This window comes from Flavobacterium sp. LC2016-01, from assembly GCF_009711135.1.
Classification (GTDB): domain Bacteria; phylum Bacteroidota; class Bacteroidia; order Flavobacteriales; family Flavobacteriaceae; genus Flavobacterium.
This window is the reverse complement of the sequence record NZ_WMIC01000001.1, coordinates 956652-979347: the sequence shown is the minus strand read 5'-3', so window position 1 is coordinate 979347 and position 22696 is coordinate 956652. Positions and strand designations below refer to the sequence as shown.

The 22696-nt window shown below is 35.7% G+C and carries 24 protein-coding genes and 1 riboswitch; of the genes, 3 read left to right on the top strand and 21 right to left on the bottom strand.

The features are described from left to right. Positions 1–6 precede the first annotated feature (6 nt). The 10 genes from GKZ88_RS04355 to GKZ88_RS04310 all read right to left on the bottom strand — a co-directional run bounded on the left by GKZ88_RS04355 (position 7) and on the right by GKZ88_RS04310 (position 9563). Complete coding sequence (locus GKZ88_RS04355) at positions 7–660, bottom strand: methionine ABC transporter permease MetI (RefSeq protein WP_155101165.1); 654 nt, start codon at positions 658–660, stop codon at positions 7–9. Continuing rightward, entirely contained in the window at positions 653–1684 is a 1032-nt protein-coding gene (gene metN / locus GKZ88_RS04350; RefSeq protein ID WP_155101164.1) for a methionine ABC transporter ATP-binding protein MetN, read from the bottom strand. The genes GKZ88_RS04355 and metN overlap by 8 nt, the downstream gene beginning before the upstream one ends. 257 nt (positions 1685–1941) lie before the next feature. Beyond that, positions 1942–3417, bottom strand: a complete 1476-nt coding sequence (locus GKZ88_RS04345) for an aminotransferase class V-fold PLP-dependent enzyme (protein ID WP_155101163.1) — start codon at positions 3415–3417, stop codon at positions 1942–1944. Positions 3418–3617: 200 nt separating this feature from the next. After that, positions 3618–4607, bottom strand: coding sequence for a TlpA disulfide reductase family protein (locus GKZ88_RS04340; protein ID WP_155101162.1), 990 nt, complete (start codon positions 4605–4607; stop codon positions 3618–3620). Between the two features lie 286 nt (positions 4608–4893). Beyond that, a riboswitch (SAM riboswitch) is annotated at positions 4894–4993 on the bottom strand. Between the two features lie 445 nt (positions 4994–5438). Then, the gene (locus tag GKZ88_RS04335; protein WP_155101161.1) at positions 5439–6524 is read right to left on the bottom strand and encodes a nitronate monooxygenase; all 1086 of its coding nucleotides are present in this window, start codon (positions 6522–6524) and stop codon (positions 5439–5441) included. 17 nt (positions 6525–6541) lie between these two features. Continuing rightward, a complete protein-coding gene (locus tag GKZ88_RS04330) occupies positions 6542–6991 on the bottom strand; it encodes a nuclear transport factor 2 family protein (RefSeq protein ID WP_155101160.1) in 450 nt (149 codons plus the stop codon). A gap of 1 nt (position 6992) precedes the next feature. Then, a complete protein-coding gene (locus tag GKZ88_RS04325; RefSeq protein ID WP_155101159.1) occupies positions 6993–7727 on the bottom strand; it encodes an SDR family oxidoreductase in 735 nt (244 codons plus the stop codon). A gap of 5 nt (positions 7728–7732) precedes the next feature. Then, entirely contained in the window at positions 7733–7951 is a 219-nt protein-coding gene (locus GKZ88_RS04320; protein ID WP_029269944.1) for a 4-oxalocrotonate tautomerase family protein, read from the bottom strand. 4 nt (positions 7952–7955) lie between these two features. Then, complete coding sequence (locus GKZ88_RS04315; RefSeq protein ID WP_155101158.1) at positions 7956–8510, bottom strand: YceI family protein; 555 nt, start codon at positions 8508–8510, stop codon at positions 7956–7958. A gap of 480 nt (positions 8511–8990) precedes the next feature. Continuing rightward, positions 8991–9563 (bottom strand): Crp/Fnr family transcriptional regulator, encoded by a 573-nt coding sequence (locus GKZ88_RS04310; protein WP_155101157.1) that lies wholly within the window; start codon positions 9561–9563, stop codon positions 8991–8993. Positions 9564–9773: 210 nt separating this feature from the next. On the opposite strand from GKZ88_RS04310, the gene GKZ88_RS04305 reads away from it, so the two are divergent. Together GKZ88_RS04305 and abc-f are read left to right on the top strand one after the other, a co-directional pair. Continuing rightward, positions 9774–10172, top strand: a complete 399-nt coding sequence (locus GKZ88_RS04305; RefSeq protein ID WP_155101156.1) for a DoxX family protein — start codon at positions 9774–9776, stop codon at positions 10170–10172. Between the two features lie 209 nt (positions 10173–10381). Next, positions 10382–11971, top strand: a complete 1590-nt coding sequence (gene abc-f, locus GKZ88_RS04300; RefSeq protein ID WP_155101155.1) for a ribosomal protection-like ABC-F family protein — start codon at positions 10382–10384, stop codon at positions 11969–11971. 56 nt (positions 11972–12027) lie between these two features. Here the strand turns inward: abc-f and GKZ88_RS04295 are convergent, their stop codons facing one another. Both GKZ88_RS04295 and GKZ88_RS04290 read right to left on the bottom strand, forming a co-directional pair. After that, a complete protein-coding gene (locus GKZ88_RS04295; RefSeq protein ID WP_155101154.1) occupies positions 12028–12831 on the bottom strand; it encodes an AraC family transcriptional regulator in 804 nt (267 codons plus the stop codon). A 199-nt stretch (positions 12832–13030) separates the two neighbouring features. Beyond that, positions 13031–13834 carry an SDR family oxidoreductase gene (locus GKZ88_RS04290; RefSeq protein ID WP_155101153.1) on the bottom strand — a complete coding sequence of 268 codons (804 nt, stop codon included), beginning with the start codon at positions 13832–13834 and terminating at the stop codon, positions 13031–13033. 318 nt (positions 13835–14152) lie between these two features. Here GKZ88_RS04290 and GKZ88_RS04285 point away from each other — a divergent pair, with 318 nt between their 5' ends. Next, positions 14153–14953: a DUF1223 domain-containing protein gene (locus tag GKZ88_RS04285; RefSeq protein WP_155101152.1), complete on the top strand. Its 801-nt coding sequence runs from the start codon at positions 14153–14155 to the stop codon at positions 14951–14953. 92 nt (positions 14954–15045) lie between these two features. On the opposite strand, the gene GKZ88_RS04280 is transcribed toward GKZ88_RS04285, so the two are convergent. The 9 genes from GKZ88_RS04280 to GKZ88_RS04240 form a co-directional block, all read right to left on the bottom strand. Further along, positions 15046–15813 carry a LytTR family DNA-binding domain-containing protein gene (locus GKZ88_RS04280; protein ID WP_155101151.1) on the bottom strand — a complete coding sequence of 256 codons (768 nt, stop codon included), beginning with the start codon at positions 15811–15813 and terminating at the stop codon, positions 15046–15048. Then, the gene (locus GKZ88_RS04275) at positions 15794–16810 is read right to left on the bottom strand and encodes a histidine kinase (protein WP_155101150.1); all 1017 of its coding nucleotides are present in this window, start codon (positions 16808–16810) and stop codon (positions 15794–15796) included. The genes GKZ88_RS04280 and GKZ88_RS04275 overlap by 20 nt, the downstream gene beginning before the upstream one ends. A 376-nt stretch (positions 16811–17186) precedes the next feature. Further along, positions 17187–17948 carry a DUF1223 domain-containing protein gene (locus GKZ88_RS04270; protein WP_155101149.1) on the bottom strand — a complete coding sequence of 254 codons (762 nt, stop codon included), beginning with the start codon at positions 17946–17948 and terminating at the stop codon, positions 17187–17189. Between the two features lie 117 nt (positions 17949–18065). Then, positions 18066–18476: an organic hydroperoxide resistance protein gene (locus GKZ88_RS04265; RefSeq protein ID WP_155101148.1), complete on the bottom strand. Its 411-nt coding sequence runs from the start codon at positions 18474–18476 to the stop codon at positions 18066–18068. A gap of 139 nt (positions 18477–18615) precedes the next feature. After that, the gene (locus GKZ88_RS04260; protein WP_230392457.1) at positions 18616–19611 is read right to left on the bottom strand and encodes an alpha/beta hydrolase; all 996 of its coding nucleotides are present in this window, start codon (positions 19609–19611) and stop codon (positions 18616–18618) included. A 293-nt stretch (positions 19612–19904) separates the two neighbouring features. Then, on the bottom strand, positions 19905–20318 hold the full coding sequence (locus GKZ88_RS04255) for a cupin domain-containing protein (protein WP_155101147.1): 414 nt from the start codon (positions 20316–20318) through the stop codon (positions 19905–19907). Between the two features lie 174 nt (positions 20319–20492). Continuing rightward, positions 20493–20711 (bottom strand): DUF2798 domain-containing protein, encoded by a 219-nt coding sequence (locus GKZ88_RS04250; RefSeq protein ID WP_155101146.1) that lies wholly within the window; start codon positions 20709–20711, stop codon positions 20493–20495. A gap of 70 nt (positions 20712–20781) precedes the next feature. Continuing rightward, entirely contained in the window at positions 20782–21201 is a 420-nt protein-coding gene (locus GKZ88_RS04245) for an organic hydroperoxide resistance protein (protein ID WP_142449061.1), read from the bottom strand. A 211-nt stretch (positions 21202–21412) separates the two neighbouring features. Beyond that, a complete protein-coding gene (locus GKZ88_RS04240; RefSeq protein WP_155101145.1) occupies positions 21413–22696 on the bottom strand; it encodes an epoxide hydrolase family protein in 1284 nt (427 codons plus the stop codon).

Genomic DNA, 22696 nt, shown 5'->3' with positions numbered 1-22696 from the left:
AATTGATTACCTATGATCAAATCGTTTTGATAATCGGTCTCCTGCAAACTGAATCACGAATACTAAAATGACCAGCAAAGCCAAAACAGAATTCATGGTTACAGCATCATAACCAATATATCCATATTGATAACCAACTTGTCCAAGTCCTCCTGCTCCAACGGCTCCCCCCATTGCAGAATAACCTACAAGTGTAATTAAGGTAATGGAAGCTGCATTTATTAAAGAAGGCAAAGCTTCTGGAAGCAACACTTTATATACAATTTGAAATGGCGTTGCACCCAAAGCTCTTGCTGCTTCAATTAAGCCAGACGGCAGACTCAAAAGACTGTTTTCGACCAAACGCGCAATAAAAGGTGCTGCACCTATACTTAACGGAACTAAAGCCGCACTTACTCCAATCGAAGTTCCAACAATAGCACGCGTAAACGGAATCATCCAAACGATTAAAATAATGAACGGAATGGAACGAAAAATATTTACCAAAATCGATAAACTTCTGTTTAAAACCGACTGTTCTAGAATTTGATTTTTACGGGTCAGGAAAAGTAAAATTCCCGTTGGAAGTCCCAATAAAAAACCGAAAAAGCCCGACACAAATGTCATCACAATGGTTTCCCAAGTTCCTTTTAACAATAAATCTATAATTGAATCAGACATAACCTATAATTTCTGTTTTAATGTGTTTTGAATTAAAATATTGAATTGCTGCGTTATAATTTTCGCGTTTTCCTGAAAGTTCAATCAGCATAACGCCAAAATTAACTTCGCCAGCCTGATCCATTTGTGCGCTGACAATTTTGAAATCAGTATCAAAAAGCCTTGAAACTTCTGAAATAACAGGCTCATTAACCGATTTTCCTGTCATTTCTAATTTCAATAACGGATTTAGATTTCCATCATCTTCTGATTTTAATTTCTCCTGATAAACTGCCGGAATATCAATATGCAGTGAAGAAGAAATAAATTCTCTGGTCAATTCGTGTTTTGGATCAGCAAAAATTTCGCCCACACTTCCCTGCTCTATTAATTTTCCATGGCTGATAATGGCTACTTCATCACAAATTGATTTTACGACTTCCATTTGGTGCGTAATCAGCAAAATGGTAATATTCAATCGTTTATTAATGTCTTTCAATAAATTCAAAATCGATCTTGTAGTCGCAGGATCAAGTGCGCTTGTTGCTTCGTCACACAACAACACTTTTGGATTATTCGCCAAAGTTCTCGCAATCGCAACTCTTTGTTTTTGTCCGCCTGAAAGACTTGCCGGATAATCGTTTGCTTTTTCTGCCAAACCAACTAACTGCAGTAATTCAGCTACTCTTGTATTGATTTTGCTTTTTGAAATTCCAGCTAATTCCAGCGGAAAAGCAACATTTTCATAAACCGTTCGAGATGAAAGCAGATTAAAATGCTGAAAAATCATTCCGATTTCTCTTCTTTCAATCGCAAGTTCACTGTTTGACAACTTCATCAAAGCTTTCCCATCCACAATAATTTCTCCCGAAGTTGGGCGTTCCAATAAATTCACACAGCGAATCAGCGTACTTTTTCCTGCTCCAGAAGTTCCAATTACGCCAAAGATTTTTCCCGGCGGAACTGTAAGCGAAACATCTGAAAGTGCCGTGACAATCCTGTCTTTCTGATGAAAAGTCTTAGTTACATTTTTTAATTCAATCATTTCTTATTCCAATTTAAAAACAAAAAAGCCTTTCAAATATTCATGAAAGGCTTTAGAAATAAATACTATTATTTTATATAAAAGCCAGATCAACAAAGTGCATTACAACATCACAGCACATTATACTGCTGCTATAATAATTCTTCATATTCTGGTCGTTTTTTCTCATTGCGGTTGCAAATTTAAACAGTTAATTTCAATTTTAATGCAAAAATCATTAAAACTTTTATTAACCTATCAAAATAATAGACTAAATTTTAATCCAGTTTAAACCAATTGTTCACTTCTCTTGTAATTGTATCCGTAATTTGAGGGTTTTCAAATTCATTTGAAGCAGGATTATAGAAATAATCTTTTTGCCATTTCTTATAATTCAAAGCCACTTGTTCGATTGCATCACAAATAAAAAACAGTTCTTCATTCGTCATAATGGGATGAAGCGACAAACGAACCCAGCCCGGTTTATTGGTTTGATTTTTCGCTGATAATTCATTTGTAATCACGTTTGATCGTTTTTCATCAATATTAAAAAGATAATGTGCATAGGTACTCGCACACGACCAGCCACCGCGAACCTGAATTCCGAAACGGTCATTTAAAAGTCTTACGATCAAATTATAGTGAATATCTTCAATTACAAATGAAACACAGCCTATTCTTTTGCTTTTTAAATCGCCCAAAATAGATAAACCCTTAATTTTTTGAAGCCTGTAAAAGCAGATATCCAATAATTCTTTTTCTCTTTTGGCAATCTGCTTCACGCCCATTTTTTCTTTTAATTCTAAAGCCAAAGCCGTTCGAATTACCTGTAAAAACCCTGGAGTTCCGCCGTCTTCCCTAACTTCAATTACATCACTATACGAATAATTCCCAAACGGATTTGTCCATTTTACGTTTCCTCCTCCTGGATTATCTGGAAATTCAGCTTTGTATAATTTTTCATTAAAAACCAAAACACCACAAGTTCCCGGTCCGCCTAAAAATTTATGAGGCGAAAAGAAAATGGCATCTAACTGTTCTTCAGGATCATTTGGGTGCATATCAATTTTAACGTAAGGCGCCGAAGCTGCAAAATCAACAAAACAGAATCCACCGTTTTGATGCATAATTTTGGCCAATTCATGATAAGGCGTAATAATTCCCGTCACGTTTGAACAAGCTGTAAACGAGCCAATTTTCACGCTTCGATCAGCATATTTTTTTATTTCTGAAGAAAGAATTTCAGGGTCAACCAAGTTGTTTTCATCAGCAGGCAAAATCACAACATCGGCATTGGTTTCATACCACGAAACCTGATTGGAATGATGCTCCATATGCGTAATAAAAACGACAGGTTTATCCTTTTCATTCCCGTAATTTTTTCTCAAACCTATAATACGCTGCAGTTTTGACAAAGCAGCCGTCATTCCGGTTCCCGCAGTGACTAAAACATCTGATTCATTTGCATTAACCGATTTCTTGATAATTTCCCTTGCATGCTGATAAGCATAAGTTGACGTTTTTCCCGTCTGACTAGAAAGTGAATGCGTATTGGCAATCATTGGACCAATTTTATTGAGCATTATATCTTCAATCGGAACGTATAATCTTCCGCTGGCCACCCAATCTGCGTAAAGCAAATTTTGCTCACCATAAACCGATTCAAAACTATGATTTACTCCTATCGTGTTTTCTCTAAATTTAGAGAAGTAACACTCCAACTCTATTGGCTTGGTTGTCTCAATTGCATTCATTTCCTTATCATTTAAAATTAACTAATTGTATTATTTAAAGTTCTGTTTGTCATTCCGAGGAATAAAAACTACCCACAATCTTGTAATCTCGACGAAGGAGAAATCTTCGCAAGTAGCTCGACAAAGATTGTCGATTATGATTGTGGAGTTTCTCGTGGAGATTCCTCGTTCCTCGGAATGACAAGATTGCGGGTAGTTTCTTAAATCTTTTTCTCTAAAAGTGCTTTAAGTGTTGACTGCAATTCTTCTCCATGAAGATTTTTTGCTACAATGATTCCGTTAGAATCGACTAAATAATTGGCTGGAATTGCTCTTACACCGTATAATTTAGCAATTGCACTGTTCCAGAAAAGTAAATCTGAAACCTGAAGCCAGTCTAATTTATCATCCTGAATTCCTTTTATCCAGCTTTCTTTTTTTCTGTCCAAAGAAATACCGATTATATTAAATCCTTTATCGTGGAATTCTTTGTAAGCCGCTACGATATTTGGGTTTTCTCTTCGGCAAGGACCGCACCATGAAGCCCAAAAATCAACTAAAGTGTATCCTTTAAGGTTTTCTGAAAAACGAACTGGTTTGCCTTCCGGATTATTAGAAGTAAAATCTGGGGCTTTTTTACCAATCGCTAATCCGCTGAGCACAGTAACCAGTTCTTTCAATTCTTTCACATAAGTCGTAGTTTGCAAGCTTTTATCCAGCAATGCAATATTCTGTGTGATTTGCTCCGGAGTCAGTCTGTACGACCAGTTTCTGTACAAAACATAAGCAGAAACAATCGACGCTGGGTGTTCTGTAATGAATTTGCTGATTTCTGGGTCTTTTTCCTTTTTATACGTTTCAAACAAATCTTGTGAAACTGAACCTGTCACTGTTGAAGTATTGTAATATTTCTTCGGACTTAATTTTACCGTAATAGGTTCTTTCTCAAGAAAAATGTATAATGGTGAAGTTGCTGAATTTACAGTTAAACCATATAATTCTGGCGTTTGTACTTTAGTTTTAAAACTAAAATTTCCGTCTTTTACTTTTACCGAATCAATCGTAGTAAACATTTTGTTGTGAAACTTTTGCAGGTAAACATATTGAACCACTGTATCAGCAACAGTTCCTCTTAACTGTATATTATTTTCTTGCGCCTGCACTTGCGTTAATCCGCACAATAAGGCAAAACCGAGTAACATTTTTTTCATTTTTTTTTGATTTTTAGTGAATAGTAAGCTTAATATTTTCATGTTGATTTAAATTTAAATTGGACAAAAGAATTCCGGGGCCAATGTTAAAAGGCCATAGCAAATGCTGTTAAAATGTGAAATGTGAAAAAAATTAGTGTCTTCGCATTCGGAAAACTTCAAGATTATTTTTTTGAAAGAATAAATTCAAACGATCAGAATAGGTTTGCAATAAAACTGACTTAGTTTTCATTTTTAATGAATTGATTTTAACATTGATGATCTTATTCAGATTTTAAGGAAATCTTTCTTATCTGTCCGTCTCCGCGGAAGGATTTAGCACCTTATTTAGAAACAGGTTGCTAAGACTTCATTGGGCCTATTCCCTCAGTCTTTCTGGATAAGTATCATTACAGAAATTTTCTGCTCTACAAATATATATTAATTCTACCGAATTAGTCAAGTTTAAATTTATTTTTTTTCAAATTTATTTATATTCGCTTCTAAATTGGTTTTAATAAACTTAAAAACAGTGATTTATAAAAGTTTAAATTTTTGATTTTATTGCCGCATTTGATGTGTTTAATCAATAAAAATATCCAAAAATGACTTTTTTGTGCATAAAAAAACTCATTCCGACTCTTGAAATGAGTTTTAAGTTCTTTGATATCCCTTGTCCTATATCGCTCCGATGGAGCTAAAATAGATCTTCACGATTACTTCTATAAATATAGCACTCCTCTGGAGTTTACTACACAGCCCTGAAAGGGCGCAATATTTATAGCTGATTAATTAAACCAAAATCTAAAGCTTCAGAGAAGTGAAATACTCGTTTTACTTCAGAATTTAGGGTTACAATTTCAATCCATCAAAATAAGCTGCAGTTTCTTCAATCAAAGAATGCATCAATTCTCCAGCTTTTCTATGTTTTAAAATAGGTGAAATCTGTCCGCCCCAAAACAATATCATATCCCATTTTTGTTGATCCAGCGCCGCTTTTCGCAAAGGCGACATAAAAGTAGTCTGTAATGGGAATGGCAATATGTCCATTTCCTTGCCCATAATTTCTTTTGCGATTCTGCTGGTTATGCCACGTCCTAATCTTCCGGTGTAAGCTCGTGATAATGTGGTGTATTTTGAAGCATCCGAAAAAAGCATTTCTCTGTGTATTGGCAGTGCGTTTGATTCTTCGGTCACTAAAAATGCCGTTCCTAATTGTGCTGCACTTGCTCCTAAAGCTAATGCTGCAGCAATTCCTTTTCCGTTTGCAATTCCTCCTGCTGCAATAACAGGAATTTTTACTTTTTCTCTGATTAACTGCAATAAAACAAAAGTTCCGGTTAAAGAGGATTCGGCTGAAGCCAAAAAAGAAGGTCGGTGTCCGCCGGCTTCAAAACCTGAAGCAATAATCATGTCTACTCCGGCATTTTCTAAAAATACAGCTTCGTCTAAAGTTGTAGCTGCTCCAACGGTTACAATTCCCAATCTTCGGAATTGTTCTAAAACATCTTGAGACGGAACGCCAAACATAAAACTGAATACTTTTGGGCGAATATCTAAAACAACTTCCAGCTGATTTTCGAATCGGGATTGAAACGATGCCGGTTTTTCAGGCAATGGAATTCCTACTTCGTCAAAGTAAGGTTTGAACAATTCTTTTGCCTTGTTATATTGTGCATCTGTAATACCTTCTGGATTCATATCTGAATCGGAAACCCAAAGATTTAAATTATAAGGTTTATCCGTTAAAGCTTTTATTTGCTTGTCTGCCTCAAAAATTTCCTGCGGACTCAGCGTATATGCACCATATCCTCCCAATCCACCTGCATTTGAAACCGTTGCAACAAGTTCAGGCGATGACAGATTTCCGCCAAATGGCCCTTGCAGTATTGGATATTGAATTCCTAACAACTCTGAAGCTTTTGTATTGTACCACATCACTTTAAAATTTAAAATTATTCACTTACATCAGTCAGCATTTTATTGACAATGAGCCACTTTCCATTAATCTTATGGAAAGATAAAAAATCCCGATAATTAAAATCGTACATTTTTACAGTAACCTCTGCAACTGCGATTGAATTTACGACTTTTATGCTCAAGATTTCGCCTTTAAAAGGTTTTCCTGAATCTTTTGGACTTTGTCTGTTTTTTACGCCATCCAAATAAAGATCTGCGGTTTTAAAATAAGGCTGTCCTTTTACATCACCAAACACAAAACTTCCGGGATAAAAAATGCTTCCTAAAAACAGGGCATCGCCTTCATAAATTCCTTTAAAATAATAGTTTTCAACTGCGTCTGTAATGGCGGCAATTTCAGCTTGATTTTCCATTTTAATTGTATTTTGTGCTTTTATGCTCTGGAATGACCAGAACATAAAAGCAGTTAATAAAATAGTTTTCATCTTAGTTTAAGTTATGTCCAGCCGCTTTACCTCCGTCAACATTGATAATGGAACCGGTAATAAAAGTGCTTTTGGCAACGGTGTAAACCATTTCGGCAACATCATCAATCTCTCCTACTCTGTTTAACAAATGTAAACCAGCGTTCTGATCGGCTTTATCGCCGTGCATTGGAGTTCTGATAACACCTGGTGCAACAGTATTGAAACGAATGTTTTGTTTACCGAATTCTGCGGCTAATTGAATAGTCAAAGCATGAATCGCCCCTTTGCTTGAAACTGGCGCAGAAGCAGGCCATCCGCCTAATCCATGATTTACTAATGGTGTTCCGATATTAATTACAACACCATCTTTTTGTTTCAGCATTTGAGGAACTACCGCTTGTGTAGTAAAATAAGTTCCTTTTAAATTGGTTGTCAAAAACTTGTCTAAATAAGCTTCGTCAACTTCTAAGAAAGGTTTGCTGTCAAATATTCCGGCATTATTAACCAAAACATCTACTGAACCGAATTTTTCGAGTGCAATTTTTACTAATTGCTCACCTGTTTCTTTGTTGCTGATATCTCCAGCATACATGGCTAAATTATCGCCTCCGCCAAATTCATTAAAAGCGCTTTCTAGTGACGCTGGTGTTACTGAATTGATGACAACATTATCACCTCTGTCCAAAAAATATTTGGCGATTCCTTTTCCAATACCAGAAGCTGCTCCGGTAACGATTATAGTTTGTTTTTTCATGATATTTATTTTTTATCGGCTGTTATGCCTTTTTCTCTTAATACTGATACTTGTTCTCCTGCGTAGCCCCAATCGTCTAAATCTATTTCCTGAATCACGATATGAGTTAAATGCGGATCTTTGTTTAATACTTCTGTAATCAAGTTGGTAATACCACTGATTAATTCTTGTTTTTGCTCGCGGGTTACTCCTTCGCGGGTCAATTCGATTTTTACGTAAGGCATGGCTTTAGTTTTTAGATTGTTCTGAAAAAATGGCTTCGGCAGTGATATTAAAATCAAGCTCAAAGTCGTTGTAGATTAATGTATCGCCTAAATCGACAAAAAAGTTTCCTGAGCGGAATTTGATATCGTATTTAGTACGGTCAATAACCATTTTACCTTTAAGTGCAATTGCATTTCGATTGTTTTCTACTGTTGCATCAAAACCAACAACGTGTGTAATATCTTTTATAGTAAGATTTCCTTCAAGGTGAAAAACATTGTCTGATACTTCTTTCACTGAAAGAACATCAAAAGTTGAAGTAGGAAATTTTTCGATTGAGAAAAAATCATCTGAAGCAAGATGACCTCCGAATTGTGTGTTGGTTGCCGGATCTGTTACATCCAGAATTTTGATAGAAGCTGTATCAATTACAACTTTCCCTCCTTTTACTTTTCCATCCTGTACGATGAAATTACCTTCTTTGATACCAATTGTACCATTATGCGCACCGGTTACTTTTCTTCCAGTCCATTCTACGTTGCTATTTGAGCTTACGATTTTAAAATTTGTTGTTTCCATTGTGATTGTATTTAAGTGTGTTTAAAACTACAGTACAAAGGAACGGCGACTATGGAAATGGGTTACGTGATGTAGGTCACATTCTTTTTTTTTGAGGTGCTAAGGTGCTAAGATGCTAAGGTTTTTATATAACTGGAATTAAAACATAGCCTGCGGTTTCAACCGCTGGGACGCAATTTTTGTGACGTAATTCATTATTATAATTAAAATCCCTGTGGTTGAAACCACAGGCTATATTTGATTATAGGTTAATAAAAAATGTGCCTAAATCTGTAGATATTAAATTAAATCAAACCAAAACATAGCCAGCGGTTTCAACCGCTTGGACGCAATGTTTGGAACACAATGCATTGCTGCAATCTAAATCCCCGTGGTTGAAACCACGGGCTATATTAGATTATATTAAAAAAAATCTGCTCAAATCTGCGGAATCTGCGTGAAAAAATCCCATTCGATCTTTACAATCTGTGGCATAAAACCCTAAGAATTATAAAGCCTGCTCAACGTTTCTCTTGAAACACCTAAATAAGCAGCAATTAAATGTTTTGGAACAAGATTATATAATTGCGGATATAGAGCCAAAAGCTCTTCATAACGTATTTTCACATTATTATTCATAAAGGATAAAAGCCTTTTTTGAGAAGCAATATAACCTTTGTTAGTTCTCCAGCGGAAAAAATGCTCTACTTGATGAAACTCTTTGCAAAGTTTCTCGCGGTCTTCATTTGACAGACAAAGCACTTCGGCATCCGTGATGCAATCAACGTTTATGGTCGCTTCCGTTTTATTGTATAAAGCGGCATAATCTGATGCCCACCAAGTTGGCATTGCAAACTGCAGTATATACATTTTGATTTCATCATTAATAAAAAAAGCTTTCAAACAGCCCGAAATCACAAAATATTCGCAGTTTACTTTATCTCCCGCAGTGATAATCGTTTGGCCTTTTTTGAAAGAAAATGGCTTGAAATGAGAATAAAAGTAATCAAACTCTTCTTCTGTTAATAGGGCAGTTTTGGCAATATGCTGCTGTAAAAGTTCTTTGGCTTCCATTCTTAAAATTGAAAATATAAACTGATTCAAAAAAGTAATTCTCAAAGTTACAAAATCGAGATTACAACTAACGAAATGCTTTAACTAAAAACTTAAAGCCTCATAATGTCTAATTCAAAGTTTAAAATGTCCATTTCACTAAAATGCCACTATGTTTTCTGTTGGTTCTGACGCAATTTTGTCCTGTTTAACAACTTAAAATTTAAAATCATGAACACAAAAACGACTAAAATTATTTACTGGACTGGAATCATTTTAACTTCATTATGGTTTGGTGCCAGCGGATTTTTTGAATTAACAACCAACAAATTAGTTTGGGAAATTACACAGCAATTGGGTTATCCTCCGCATTTCATTTACATTCTTGGCGTAATCAAAATTGCTGGAGTAATCACATTATTGATTCCGAACAAATTATTACGATTGAAAGAATGGGTTTTTGCCGGATTATTCTTTGATATCATTTTTGCTTTCTTTTCAAAATTAGCTGTATTAGGTTTTCCTTCCACAATCGATGCCATTATTGCTTTTGCAATGGTCAGCATAACCTATGCGATGTTTAGAGAATTATACGCAGCAAACTATAGCAGAAATGCATTTGTGAGCTAATTTTAAAGCTTTTCATTAAAATAAGAACGAAAGCGCCTAGAGAACTTTATCTCAGGCGCTTTTGATTTGTTTTACTTTTAAAACATTTCTTATATTTGCACTTTCAAATAAACCACTTCCATAAATGTGAATAAATAATTTCTTTCAGATATAGAGACAGCAAGCCAGACTTTGGTGTTGCTGATTTATTAATGCTTAAGAAAGAGATTATGATCATTCTGCAAAACATTTCATATACACATTCTAATAAAGAACTGCTGTTCAACGCGATCAGTTTAACAGTAAACACAGGCCATAAAATTGCCTTAACAGGCCATAATGGTGCTGGAAAATCAACTTTGCTTAAAATTATTGCAAAAGAATTATTTCCGTCAAGCGGCACAATCGAAATTGAGGCCGAACCGTATTATATTCCGCAAATCTTCGGACAATACAATCATTTGACTATTGCCGAGGCTTTACAAATCGATCAAAAACTTGCTGCTTTTCATGAAATCCTCGAAGGAAATGTAAGCGAAACCAATTTAAACCTGCTCAACGACGACTGGACAATTGAAGAACGCTGTAATGAAGCTTTAAACTATTGGAAATTAAATGATTTTGATTTAAATCAGAAAATGGAATCTTTGAGCGGAGGTCAGAAAACCAAAGTATTTCTTGCCGGAATTGCCATTCATCAGCCCAAACTTATATTGCTTGACGAACCCAGCAATCATCTTGATGTTGAAGGAAGAAATTTATTATACCAATTCATAAAAGCTTCCACAAGTACAATGTTACTGGTAAGTCACGACCGAAAACTGCTGAATTTACTCGATACAACCTGTGAATTAAAGTCAAACGGAATCAAAACCTACGGCGGTAATTATGATTTTTATCTGGAGCAGAAGAACATCGAAAAAAATGCATTAGCTCAGGATATCCATTCCAAAGAAAAAGCGCTCCAAAAAGCCAAAGAAAAACAGCGAGAAACCGTCGAAAGACAGCAAAAACTGGATGCAAAAGGAAAAAAGAAACAAGAAAAAGCTGGAGTTGCCCGAATTATGCTGAATACGTTAAAGAATAAGGCCGAAAACAGCACATCGAAAACCAAAAGCGTTCATGCCGAAAAAATTGGCGGTATATCTCAGGAATTGCGCGAGTTGCGTGAAGGAGTTTCAAGTATTGACAAAATGAAATTTGGACTTGACAATTCGCGTCTTCACAAAGGCAAAATAATAATTACAGCCGAATCACTGAATTACAGCTATAATGATGAAGCTATTTGGGAAACCAATTTGAATTTCCAGATGCTTTCTGGCGATAGAATCGCTTTGAAAGGAAATAACGGCTCAGGAAAAACAACGCTGATCAAACTGATTTTAGGCGAAATAATGCCAAAATCAGGAACGCTGAAAATCGCCGACTGTGAAAGCGTTTACATTGATCAGGATTATTCGCTCATCAATAATACATTGACCGTTTACGAGCAGGCACAGCAGTATAACAATTCGGGTTTTGAAGAACATGATATTAAAATGAGATTAAACCGATTTCTTTTTACTAAATCAGATTGGGATAAACCTTGCCAGTTTTTAAGCGGTGGAGAAAGAATGCGCTTAATGCTCTGCGGTTTGACAATCACAAATCAAGCCCCCGATTTAATCATTTTAGATGAGCCGACAAACAATCTTGATATCCAAAATATCGAAATCTTAACCGCTGCAATAAACGAATATCAGGGAACTTTAATTGTGGTTTCGCATGATACTTATTTTTTAAATCAAATAAATATAACTACCAGTATTACTTTAAATTAATAGTTTTTATTTACACAAAAGCTTGAATTATAATTTAATTTATAATTCAAGCTTTTTTAGATTAAAGAAGGCGCTACGCCAAACCGTTTTTTGAATGAAATCGAGAAATGAGAATAGTCTTTAAACCCGACATCGACATAAACATCAGTCGCTCTCATTTTCTTTTTTTCAAGCAGATAATAAGCTTCTTCGAGTCGTTTTTTCAACAGCCATTTATTAGGCGTTGTACTGAAAATTTTTTCGAAATCACGTTTGAAAGTCGACAAGCTTCTTCCGGTTAAATAAGCGAATTCTTCCAGACTTCCGTTGTATTGATAATGTTCATTCATGTAAGCTTCCAAATCAATTTTGCCTGGTTCGCTAAAATCAAAAAGTATATTTTTCAACTGTGGATTTGCTTCCAGAAAAATCAAAATTGCTTCTTTTATCTTGATTTTAATCAGGCTTTCGCTGATCGTATTTTTATTTTCTAAATAAGGCAAAAGCGAATCAATGTAATTATTAAAATGTTTATTTGGCTTGAGCAAAAAGACATTTTCATGTTGATGCAAAACTGTTTTATCTGCAGGAAAATCATTTTTCATCTCAAATAAAGTTGCGGTATCGAGACAAATCGAAACCGATTTGTATTCTCCACCATCGGGTGGCAGTTTAATAAATTTACTGAGACGATTTCGCACCGCAAAACGAAAATCGCCAGCTTGAAACGAATATGATTTTCCTCCAAAATAAACCTCAGAAGTTCCTGAAATGATATAATCAAACACATGTTGTTTAATCAATATTTCGCCTTCCGTTGCTCTTTTTGAAGTCGCCGAATAGACTATTTGTGGAATTTTAGGGTTTGTTGTGGCAGACATGGCTTTTTTGTTTCAGGTTTTCTTTGTTTCAGGTTTCAAGTTGAAATGGAAGTAAAAAATTTAACCGCAAAGTGCGCTAAGATTTACGCAAAGTACGCAAAGTTTTTTATCTACCTAGCTTTGCGATCTTTGCGACCTAAAACACAAAAAAAACTTTGCGTGCTTTGCGGTTAAACTTAAAACTAATGTAAAAAATACATCATCCCAGAAACAGCGTTGCCATTTCTCTTCTCGACGCCTCTGCACCTACTTCTAAGCGTCTGTCTGACATTTGCTTTGAATCTGCTCCGGCGGTGTAATGTATTTGATCTTTTTCATCTGTTGCGGCTTCGTAAACTACTTGTGCAATTTCTTCTGCCGTTGAACCACTGCTTGTAGGGTCCATCATGCTGTTTACAGCTGCCAAATAACTGTCCATCAATTCTTGGTAAGGTTCTGAGGAGGTTATAACCATGTTTGATCCAAATTCTGTTCTGATAAAACCTGGTGCAACCGTTTTAATTCCAATTCCGAAATGCGCCAATTCATAACTCATTCCCTCGCTCCAGCCATGCAGTCCCCATTTTACGGCATGATACAAACTGTCAAGCGGAAAAGTAATTAACCCAGCAATAGAAGTAATATTAATAAAAAGACCACTGCGTTTTTCTCTAAAATGCGGAACAAAAGCTTGTGTCACACGAATCGCACCAAGCAAGTTGGTATTAATCTGCTTCAATAGAACATCTTCGCTCACACTTTCCAGCGGGCCGATTGCGCCGTAAGCCGCGTTATTCAAAACGACATCAATCTTTCCTAACGAAATGGCTTTGCTTACGGTGTCTTTAACTTGCTCTGGTTCTGTAATATCGAGCGGTAAAATTGTTACCCGTTCTAAACCTTCAAAATTTGCTTTGTCAATATTGCGTATTGTTGCAATAACATTCCAGCCTTTGCTGTGAAACAAATGAACCGCAGCTTTTCCTAAACCGCTTGAAGTTCCTGTAATAAAAATTGTTTTCATAAGTATATTATTTATGAAGCAAAGTTCAGCATAAGGCTTGTAAGCAACATTGTTGCAAAGTTCAAGTTTGATAGTTGTAACGTTCAGTTTTGTTTTTTTTGTTTCAGGTTTCAGGTTTCAGGTTTTGGTACGTACAAAATGACAAAGTGAATCAACTTGAAACCTGAAACCTGAAACTTGAAACTTTTTTTAACCTCAAAGATTGGAATCTTCAGCATCTATTCTGGACAGTTGACGGTTTTTCGCTTACTTATCAGGTATTCCGAAATTACCTTTGATGTAATAACAGAACTTCAATTCTATTTAAAATAAAAAATCATGAAAAACATTCTTTTAATAACGGGAGTCATCGCACTTTCAGGCCTCTTTTTTCTAAATTGTTTTATGTTTCCGGATAGTGAAGATGAATTTACCGGAGCTTTCAAAACAGAAAAAACCAAACTAGAAACCACCAGCAGCAATAGTTTTGCGGTTGTCGAACTTTTTACTTCTGAAGGATGCTCCAGCTGTCCTCCTGCCGATGCTTTATTGGTAAAATTAGAGGAACAAGCCAAAGACAAAAACATCTATGTGCTCGCTTATCACGTGGATTACTGGGACCGTTTGGGATGGAAAGATCAATTCAGCTCGAATGAGTTTACCAAACGCCAGCAAAAATACCAGGATTGGCTGAATTTGTTTGTTATATATACGCCTCAGTTTATCATGAACGGAACGTTAGAATTTGCCGGATATAATGAAATGGGACTTTCAGAAAAAGTTTCTGATGTCTTACAAACAAAACAATCAGGAAATTTGAAACTTACAGCCAACATTGCCAAATCTTCTTTAAACATAGATTTTAAAACAGATGACATTCAGAAAGACTCGAGTTTGTTTATTGCTGTAATTCAAAAACAAGGAATTTCAAAAGTAGAACGTGGAGAAAACAGCGGTACTACTTTGCATCACGTTCAGATTGTGAGAGAACTCAAAAGCTTTCCTATCAATAAAACTGAAGGCAGTATAACAATTGAAAAACCTTCTAATTTCAATGAAACCGAATGGGAAATAATTGGTTTTATACAAAACACAACGACTGGAAAAATAGTAAAAGCAACAAAAACGATCTTACAATAAATAAAAAAAGCCCTCTGATGGGGCGAATTAGACTGATTTCCACTGTTTATTTTTCCATTCGAATTATAAACAGTGGATTTTAATTTACTTTTTTATCTGTTTTCAAGCCAGCTTAGGAATGCTGTAGCTTTTTCTTTTCCAACTAATAATTTTTCTTCTGTAGGGATTGTTAATTTTATAAGCAGCTTACGCGAAAAATAATGTTCCGCTTCTCTTATTGCTGAAAAATTCACCAGATATTGTCTGTTCATTCTAAAAAACTGGATTGGCGACAATAACTTATGAACCTCATCTAGCGACTGCGTAATCTGATATTCGGTTTTATCAAAAGTCATAATCGTAGGCGTTTCATTTTTGATATAGAAAAACGCAATATTCTCGGTTTGAATCGTTTGGTATTTATTGTTTTTAAAAACCAAAAAACTGCTTTTGCCAGTGTTTTCGCCCGTTCTTGTCAAGAGATAATCAAAATCAGGCATCATCTTTTTATTTCTTTGGAAGAAATTCTTCAGCTCGCCTGCTTTTTTGATTGCCTGCGAAATACTGTCCCTTGAAAACGGCTTTAAAACATAATCAATTCCGTTTGATTTAAAAGCTTCAATCGCGTAATCATCAAAAGCAGTACAGAATATCACAGGAGACAAAACCTCAACATTCTTAAAAATCTCGAAGCAAAGTCCATCCGCAAGCTGAATATCCATAAAAATAAGATCGGGCTGATCATTTTCTAAAAGATAGCTTACTGCTCCGTCTATGCTTTGTATATACGACAAAATTTGAGCATCAGGCCTGATGCTCAAAATAAGCTGACCAAGTGCTTTGGCCGTTTTTACTTCATCTTCAATTATTATGATATTCATAAATAAGCGGTATTTTGACTTTAAAAATAGTGTCGTTTTTATCAATTTCGATTTCCTTGTGAACCAAATGCATAAAACGCTGATTAATATTATCCAGACCAACGCCAGTTGACAAAGCACCGCGTTTCAGCTGAATTGGGTTCTCAATAACCAAAAAATCATCTTCGGTATATAATTTAATTCGCAATGGTTTATCTAAAGAAACCACATTGTGTTTAATGCAGTTTTCAATCAAAAGCTGCAATGAAAACGGAGGAATAGCACAATCGTATTGTTTTGGATCAATTTCATTCAGTACCTCAAATCCATCTTCAAAACGGGCTTTCAGCAAATAAACATACGAATCCAGAATCTGAATTTCTTCTTTCAGGGATATCAAGTCAAGCTTTCGGCTCTCTAGTGTAAATCGGTAAAAATCAGATAGTTTTAAAATAAAATCTGAGCTATTTGGGTCCTGAATATCAACCATCGATTTTAGCGTATTCAGACTGTTAAATAAAAAATGCGGATTGACCTGTTGTTTCAAAAGTTCGTATTGCGCACCTAAATTTAAGGCTTTACTGCGCTCGAGTTCTACTCCTAGCTGCTGTGTTTGATAATTCTGAAAAAGCAGATGCAAAAACATATACACAATCAAATTAATCAAAATACCGCGCAGTTCAAACATAATTGGTGCGTCCATTTTAGAAACCTGAAAAAGTTCCTGATGTGCCACTACCAAAATCACCATCAGCAAAATTCCCATTACAACACTCAGCAATAACTTCCAGTTAAATAAGCTTTTAGCCATGTGATGGGCTGAAAATTTCGGCAGACTGTAAATGTTGTAATACCAAATAAATAGAGAAAACAAAAGCGTAATCGAAGAATTGATTACGATATCGCCAGGCGTTGAAGCCATGTCAAATAATTTTGGTATCGAAGCAAGAATTGCAAGTGCTGCAGAACTTCCCCAAATAACGCGGCGGGAAACCTGAAAGCGTTTTACTTTTTCCATATATTTTTTTGTTTCAAATTGTAGTCCCGAAGCCTCGGGATTGGGTTTCAAGTTCGATATACTTTGTCAAAGATAGCGATAAAATAACGGGGTTTTTATGATGAAAACAAAGAATTTAAAATTAAACTTCATTTCAATTTCAAGAAACAACAATACTAATCTTTAACTTTATGTAAAATAATTAAAAAAACTGGTTTTCAATATTTTAAACACAACACAAATATACCGACTGACATTTCGTCAGAACTAAAAACCTGCTGTTTTTGAGGCAAATTGCCCTAAAAAACGCAGGTTTTAAATTAAGCAGAAAAATTCAATTCTCTTCTTAAAAAATAAAACAGATCTGAACCAGAAGTCATTTTGCTTCTCCTCTATTTTACAATAAATTTTGGGCAAAAACTGCTCGCTCAGCAGTTAAAATAATTCCAGAATTCATGTCTTGTACAAACCCGATTACTTCAAAATCTTTTGTATTAAAATCTTTTGGCAAAGCCAAAGAAGCAGTTCCTTTTGAATTTTCGGTCAAAGCAAAACTATTCAGGCTTCGGACAATTTGAAAATGCGACAAAACACGATTGGCATTCTCCCCTCTTTTCACATTTATTTTTCCCGATTTTTGAACCACAGCGATAAATAAGCGATTGTTTTTTGGAACTTTGCTTAAGCTGTAATTCACATTCAATTTATTCTCTTCTATACTGGCTTCTAAAGTAATTTCGGCATTTACAGGTTTTGAAAGCGCCGTGCGTATTCCATTTTGAACAGCCGTTTCCTGCGAACCGATATAATCTATTTTTCCATTGATAATAAGCTGTGGCGTATAGATTGGCTCTTTTCCTAAGAATTTTGCATAATCGTATTGTCTTTTGGTGTTTGAAGCACTGCTGAAAATATCTTTCCAGCCTTGTTTATCCCAATAATCAACATGATAAGACAAAACGTACACATTATCTTCTTTATATTCTTTTTGGATTTTTCCCATCAGTTCATCTGCCGGAGGACAGCTCGAGCATCCTTCAGAAGTGTACAATTCTAAAAGTGCAAAACCTTTTTTATCTTGGTTGCTTTGACTGAAAATGGTGTTTCCAGTTAACAAAAACAGCATTGTAAAAGCGCTAATTATTTTTATCTTTTTCATGATTCCTATTTTATTTCCTGCAAGGTTTTCAAAACCTTGTAGGTCTGTGTTTTTTTTTAAGCTTATAATTTAAACCTACAAGGTTTTGAAAACCTTGCAGGTTGTCCATCATTAAAATTAAAGAATATTAAGCTCAACGTTTATATTTCCTCTTGTAGCTTTAGAATACGGACAAGTTTGGTGTGCCTGTGCCGCCAAAGTTTCTGCTGTTTCACGATCAATTCCCGGAAGGCTGATGTTTAAACGTGCTTGTAAAGAATACTCGCCTTCTGTTACGCATAAATCAACTTCTGCATCTACAGCAGTTTCTGTTGGAAGTTTAATGCCTAATTTTGACGCTGCAATACCCAAAGCTCCTATAAAACAAGCCGACCATCCTGCAGCAAATAACTGCTCTGGATTTGTTCCTGGACGTGATGATCCCGGAGAACTTAATTTGATATTCAATTGCTCATCTGAACTTTGAGAAGCGCCTTCTCTGCCACCTGTTGTGTGTGTTTTTCCTGTGTATAAGATTTTTGTTTCCATGACTTTTTTAATTGTTAATTGTTAATTGTGAATTATTAATTGTAAATTATTATATGCTTTGTGTTGTTGTTATTTTTTGTGAAATGTAAAAAGTGAGCTGTAGAAAATTAATTAACCATTCACCATTTACCATTCACCATTATTTTGAGACGTCAATAATTGCTTGTGCAAATGACTTTGGATCTTCCTGTGGCACATTGTGTCCGATTCCTTTTAAAATTCTGTGTTCGTATTTTCCTGTGAATTTATTGGCGTATGCTTTTCCATCCGCGAAAGCGCCGTCAAAATCACTTCCTATTGTAATTGCAGGAATTTTAATTACTGGTTTTGAAGCCAGACGTTTTTCAAGATTGTCGTATTTTGTTTCCCCAGCCACTAATGATTGTCTCCATCTGTAATTGTGAATTACGATTGCTACGTGATCTGGATTATCAAAAGACTGAGCCGTTTGATCGTAAGTTGCTTTGTCGAAATTCCATAGCGGAGAAGCGATTTTCCAGATTAATTTATTGAAATCGTAAGTATTTTGAGTGTACCCTTGTTTTCCTCTTTCAGTTGCGAAATAATATTGGTACCACCAGCCTAATTCTGCTGTTGGAGGAAGCGGTTTTAAATTTGCTTCAAGATTTACAACCAAATAGCCGCTTACTGAAACCAGTCCTTTTACGCGTTCTGGCCAAAGCGCTGCTGTAACTACTGCAGTTCTTGCTCCCCAGTCAAAACCGCCAATTACGGCTTTATCAATTTTCAGCGCATCCATAAAAGCGATAAGATCACTTGCTAACGCCGCTTGCTGTCCATTTCTGAACGTTTCTTTTGAAAGGAAGGTTGTTGTACCAAAACCTCTTAAATAAGGCGTAAAAACGTGATATCCTTTTGAAACTAAAATCGGAACAACTTCATTGTAACTGTGAATGTCGTAAGGCCAGCCGTGAAGCAAGATTACCGGAGTTCCATTTGAAGGGCCTGCTTCTGTATAACCAACGTTCAATAATCCGGCGTTGATTTGTTTTAAAGTTCCTAGTGAACCTTCTGATTTTTCTGTCTGTGCAATTGATGCTGTGCTTACTAAAAGAAAAGCAATTAAAAGAACTGCATTTGTAAAACTGTTTTTGATTTTTAATATCGTTTTCATAATTATTTATTTTTTATTAGTTGATTATCAGTTAATTTCTTCGTCAAAGGTATCTCGACAATGCTCGTTTTAAAAGAAGAAAAAAGGTGAAGTGGACAAAGTAAAAGTTGAAATGGACAGCTGTTGAGTTATGAGTTATGAGTGAAATGCGAATAGACTTAACCGCAAAGGGCGCTAAGGTTTACGCAAGGTTCGCAAAGTCTTTTTCGCACAGCTTTGCGATCTTTGCGCTTTTATAAAGCCTTACAAGCCAAAAAATCTTTGCGTGCTTTGCGGTTAAACTATTCATAAACCTATTTCTTCAAAACCAAAACCGGTTTTCCTTTTTCAACAATGTAAGTTGCCAATTCAGAAGCTTTTAAATCGGTATTATTTCGTGCCGAGTGAACAACTCCAGCGGGGATAAAAAGTACTTCTCCTGCTTTTAAAATGACTGTCCCTCGACCTTCAACTTCATATTCCAATACGCCTTCCAGTACATAAATAATTTCTTCTCCTGGATGCGAATGTTTTCCGAAAGCCGTATGTTCGTTAAAATCAATTCTTGCCTGAACAGTTTCTCTTCCCGGAATACTCAAATCGTGTTTTTGCAAATCAGTACGTTTTATTCCGGTTTGCGCCGCAATTTGATTCGGAATTAAAAAAGCGACTATACCTAAAATGATGATCGCTATTATAACCCATGTTTTTTGTTTTTTAGTTTCCATTTTCTTAATTTTTAAATTATTTGAATATCTGTTAATTTCTTCGTCAAAAGTATTTCGATATCCCTTCTTACGAAATCAGAAAATAGTCCAAACGGACGAAGTCAGAGGTGAAATGGACAGGCCAAAAGTTGAAGTTTTATCCGCGTTACAGTATTGTTTCAGCATCAATGCGTATTATTCATTTTCTTTCAGCCAATAAGAAACCAATGAAGCCACTTTTGGTCCAATTATCAAAATAACCGGAATAACAATAAGATAAGCTATAAACCAAGATTTCAACCATTTGAATAAAAACTTTTCATTGTAGCCAATGTTAATGCTGATGAGTGTAAAAGAAATAAGGCCTGTAGTAATGAAGCCTATGATAATAGCGGTAATGACTTTTTGTTTCATAATTCTTAAATTAAAAAGGCCCTGATTCTAAAAAAATAGAATCAGGACCTTTAAGAAGATTTTCCTTTTTTTAAATAAGGTTGTACTCTGTTTTGACGTTGCCTTTTATAGCTTTAGAATAAGGACAAGTTTGTGATGCCCCTTCTATAATGCTTTTGGCAATTTCTGGATCTAGGCCAGGCAAGCTAATGTTTAAACGCGCCTGTAATGAATATCCATCATCACCTGAAACTAAGTCAACTTCTGTACTGACATACTGTTCTGCAGGAAGCGTTACTTTTAAATTTGCTGCTGCTTTTCCCATCGCTCCAATAAAACATGCTGACCAGCCTGCTGCAAATAATTGTTCCGGATTTGTTCCCGGACCTGTTGATCCCGGACTTGAAAGTTTAATATCTAATTTACCATCTGAACTGCGAGATTCACCAGTTCTGCCACCTGTTGTATGCGTTACAGCTGTGTAAAGCACTTTTGAATTGTTTGTTTCCATTTTTGATTTATTTAAATTATAGTTGTTTTTTAAGACTCTGAGGTTCTAAGATTCTAAGTCTCTGAGTTAAAAATCTTAGCCTGTTTTTTTATTATCGAAGCGATTTAAATGCAAGATGTAGTTCTGCCGTTAATAAGATTCTAAGATTCTAAGTCTCTGAGTTAAAAATCTTAGCAACTCAGCATCTTAGTCCCTTAGCACCTTTTTTAAATTATCTAAGTGATTTAAAAGCTAGACGCAGCTCTGCTGTAAACAGTTGAGGCTGTTCCCAAGCTGCAAAATGCCCTCCTTTATCTACTTCGTGAAAATAAATTAGATTTTTGAATGCCTTATGTGCCCAAGTTTCCGGTGATGTAAAGACATCTTCTGGAAATACTGTAATAGCAACAGGCAATTTGATCTGGTCTGTTTTCATTGAAGCCGAACCAACGATCTCAATGTTTCTGTTTTCCCAATAAATCCTTGCTGCAGAAGTGGCACTATTGGTAAGCCAATACAATGAAATATCATCTAAAACTTCATCTTTTGTTGGCGATTGTTTAGGATCAGTTCCATACGACCAATTAGCAAAACCCGGATGCAAAAGAAGCCATGCGGCAAGACCGGCCGGAGAATCATTCAGCGCATAACCTACTGCCTGAGGTCTTGTGGCCATTGTCATTTTATAAGTGAAATCGCCTTCCTTAATTGCTTTGCTAAGATGATTAAACGAAGCGCGTTCTTTTGCTGAAAAACTTTCTGGCGCTATACCGCTTGCAAGAGCCTTTCCTCCTTCTGTTGGCAATGTTGCCGGCAAATTACTATGAATACCAAGCAATCCTTTTGGCGCTTGCAATGCCATCGAATTTACAATACCAGCTCCCCAGTCACCACCTTGGGCAACGTATTGTTTATATTCCAAACGATTCATTAATACAGCCCATGCTTTTGCAATGCGGTCAATATCCCATCCGGCTTCTGCTGGTTTGCCCGAAAAACCAAAACCAGGTAATGAAGGTATAACAACATCAAAAGCGTCTTCTGCTTTTCCGCCATAAGCAACCGGATTCGTTAATGGACCAATAACATTTATAAATTCAAATACGGATCCCGGCCATCCATGACTTAAAATAAGAGGCATCGCATTCTTTTCTTTAGAACGAACGTGAATGAAGTGAATATCAACACCATCAATTTTAGTTACAAATTGTGGATAAGCGTTTAATTTTGCTTCTGCTTTTCTCCAGTCATAACCAGTTCCCCAATACTGTACTAAGCCTTTCATTTTAGACAGATTGGCTCCCTGAGATTGATCTGCAACAGTTTCTTTGGTTGGCCATTTTGTGTCCTGAATACGTTCTTTTAGATCTTTTAAATCGGCATTTGAAATATTTACGCGGTAGGGACGAATTGACTCATCTGTTTTTATTTTCTCCTGTGCGGTAACTTCACTCAACACAAGAGAGAATAGTATCACCCATAACGTATGAGCAATGATATTTGCTTTATTTTTCAT

Bases quoted from the DNA above. Each gene is read 5' to 3' on its own strand.
- GKZ88_RS04355 (WP_155101165.1), bottom strand. From the start codon at position 660: ATGTCTGATTCAATTATAGATTTATTGTTAAAAGGAACTTGGGAAACC.
- metN (WP_155101164.1), bottom strand. From the start codon at position 1,684: ATGATTGAATTAAAAAATGTAACTAAGACTTTTCATCAGAAAGACAGG.
- GKZ88_RS04345 (WP_155101163.1), bottom strand. From the start codon at position 3,417: ATGAATGCAATTGAGACAACCAAGCCAATAGAGTTGGAGTGTTACTTC.
- GKZ88_RS04340 (WP_155101162.1), bottom strand. From the start codon at position 4,607: ATGAAAAAAATGTTACTCGGTTTTGCCTTATTGTGCGGATTAACGCAA.
- GKZ88_RS04335 (WP_155101161.1), bottom strand. From the start codon at position 6,524: ATGTGGTACAATACAAAAGCTTCAGAGTTGTTAGGAATTCAATATCCA.
- GKZ88_RS04330 (WP_155101160.1), bottom strand. From the start codon at position 6,991: ATGAAAACTATTTTATTAACTGCTTTTATGTTCTGGTCATTCCAGAGC.
- GKZ88_RS04325 (WP_155101159.1), bottom strand. From the start codon at position 7,727: ATGAAAAAACAAACTATAATCGTTACCGGAGCAGCTTCTGGTATTGGA.
- GKZ88_RS04320 (WP_029269944.1), bottom strand. From the start codon at position 7,951: ATGCCTTACGTAAAAATCGAATTGACCCGCGAAGGAGTAACCCGCGAG.
- GKZ88_RS04315 (WP_155101158.1), bottom strand. From the start codon at position 8,510: ATGGAAACAACAAATTTTAAAATCGTAAGCTCAAATAGCAACGTAGAA.
- GKZ88_RS04310 (WP_155101157.1), bottom strand. From the start codon at position 9,563: ATGGAAGCCAAAGAACTTTTACAGCAGCATATTGCCAAAACTGCCCTA.
- GKZ88_RS04305 (WP_155101156.1), top strand. From the start codon at position 9,774: ATGAACACAAAAACGACTAAAATTATTTACTGGACTGGAATCATTTTA.
- abc-f (WP_155101155.1), top strand. From the start codon at position 10,382: ATGATCATTCTGCAAAACATTTCATATACACATTCTAATAAAGAACTG.
- GKZ88_RS04295 (WP_155101154.1), bottom strand. From the start codon at position 12,831: ATGTCTGCCACAACAAACCCTAAAATTCCACAAATAGTCTATTCGGCG.
- GKZ88_RS04290 (WP_155101153.1), bottom strand. From the start codon at position 13,834: ATGAAAACAATTTTTATTACAGGAACTTCAAGCGGTTTAGGAAAAGCT.
- GKZ88_RS04285 (WP_155101152.1), top strand. From the start codon at position 14,153: ATGAAAAACATTCTTTTAATAACGGGAGTCATCGCACTTTCAGGCCTC.
- GKZ88_RS04280 (WP_155101151.1), bottom strand. From the start codon at position 15,813: ATGAATATCATAATAATTGAAGATGAAGTAAAAACGGCCAAAGCACTT.
- GKZ88_RS04275 (WP_155101150.1), bottom strand. From the start codon at position 16,810: ATGGAAAAAGTAAAACGCTTTCAGGTTTCCCGCCGCGTTATTTGGGGA.
- GKZ88_RS04270 (WP_155101149.1), bottom strand. From the start codon at position 17,948: ATGAAAAAGATAAAAATAATTAGCGCTTTTACAATGCTGTTTTTGTTA.
- GKZ88_RS04265 (WP_155101148.1), bottom strand. From the start codon at position 18,476: ATGGAAACAAAAATCTTATACACAGGAAAAACACACACAACAGGTGGC.
- GKZ88_RS04260 (WP_230392457.1), bottom strand. From the start codon at position 19,611: ATGAAAACGATATTAAAAATCAAAAACAGTTTTACAAATGCAGTTCTT.
- GKZ88_RS04255 (WP_155101147.1), bottom strand. From the start codon at position 20,318: ATGGAAACTAAAAAACAAAAAACATGGGTTATAATAGCGATCATCATT.
- GKZ88_RS04250 (WP_155101146.1), bottom strand. From the start codon at position 20,711: ATGAAACAAAAAGTCATTACCGCTATTATCATAGGCTTCATTACTACA.
- GKZ88_RS04245 (WP_142449061.1), bottom strand. From the start codon at position 21,201: ATGGAAACAAACAATTCAAAAGTGCTTTACACAGCTGTAACGCATACA.
- GKZ88_RS04240 (WP_155101145.1), bottom strand. From the start codon at position 22,696: ATGAAAAATAAAGCAAATATCATTGCTCATACGTTATGGGTGATACTA.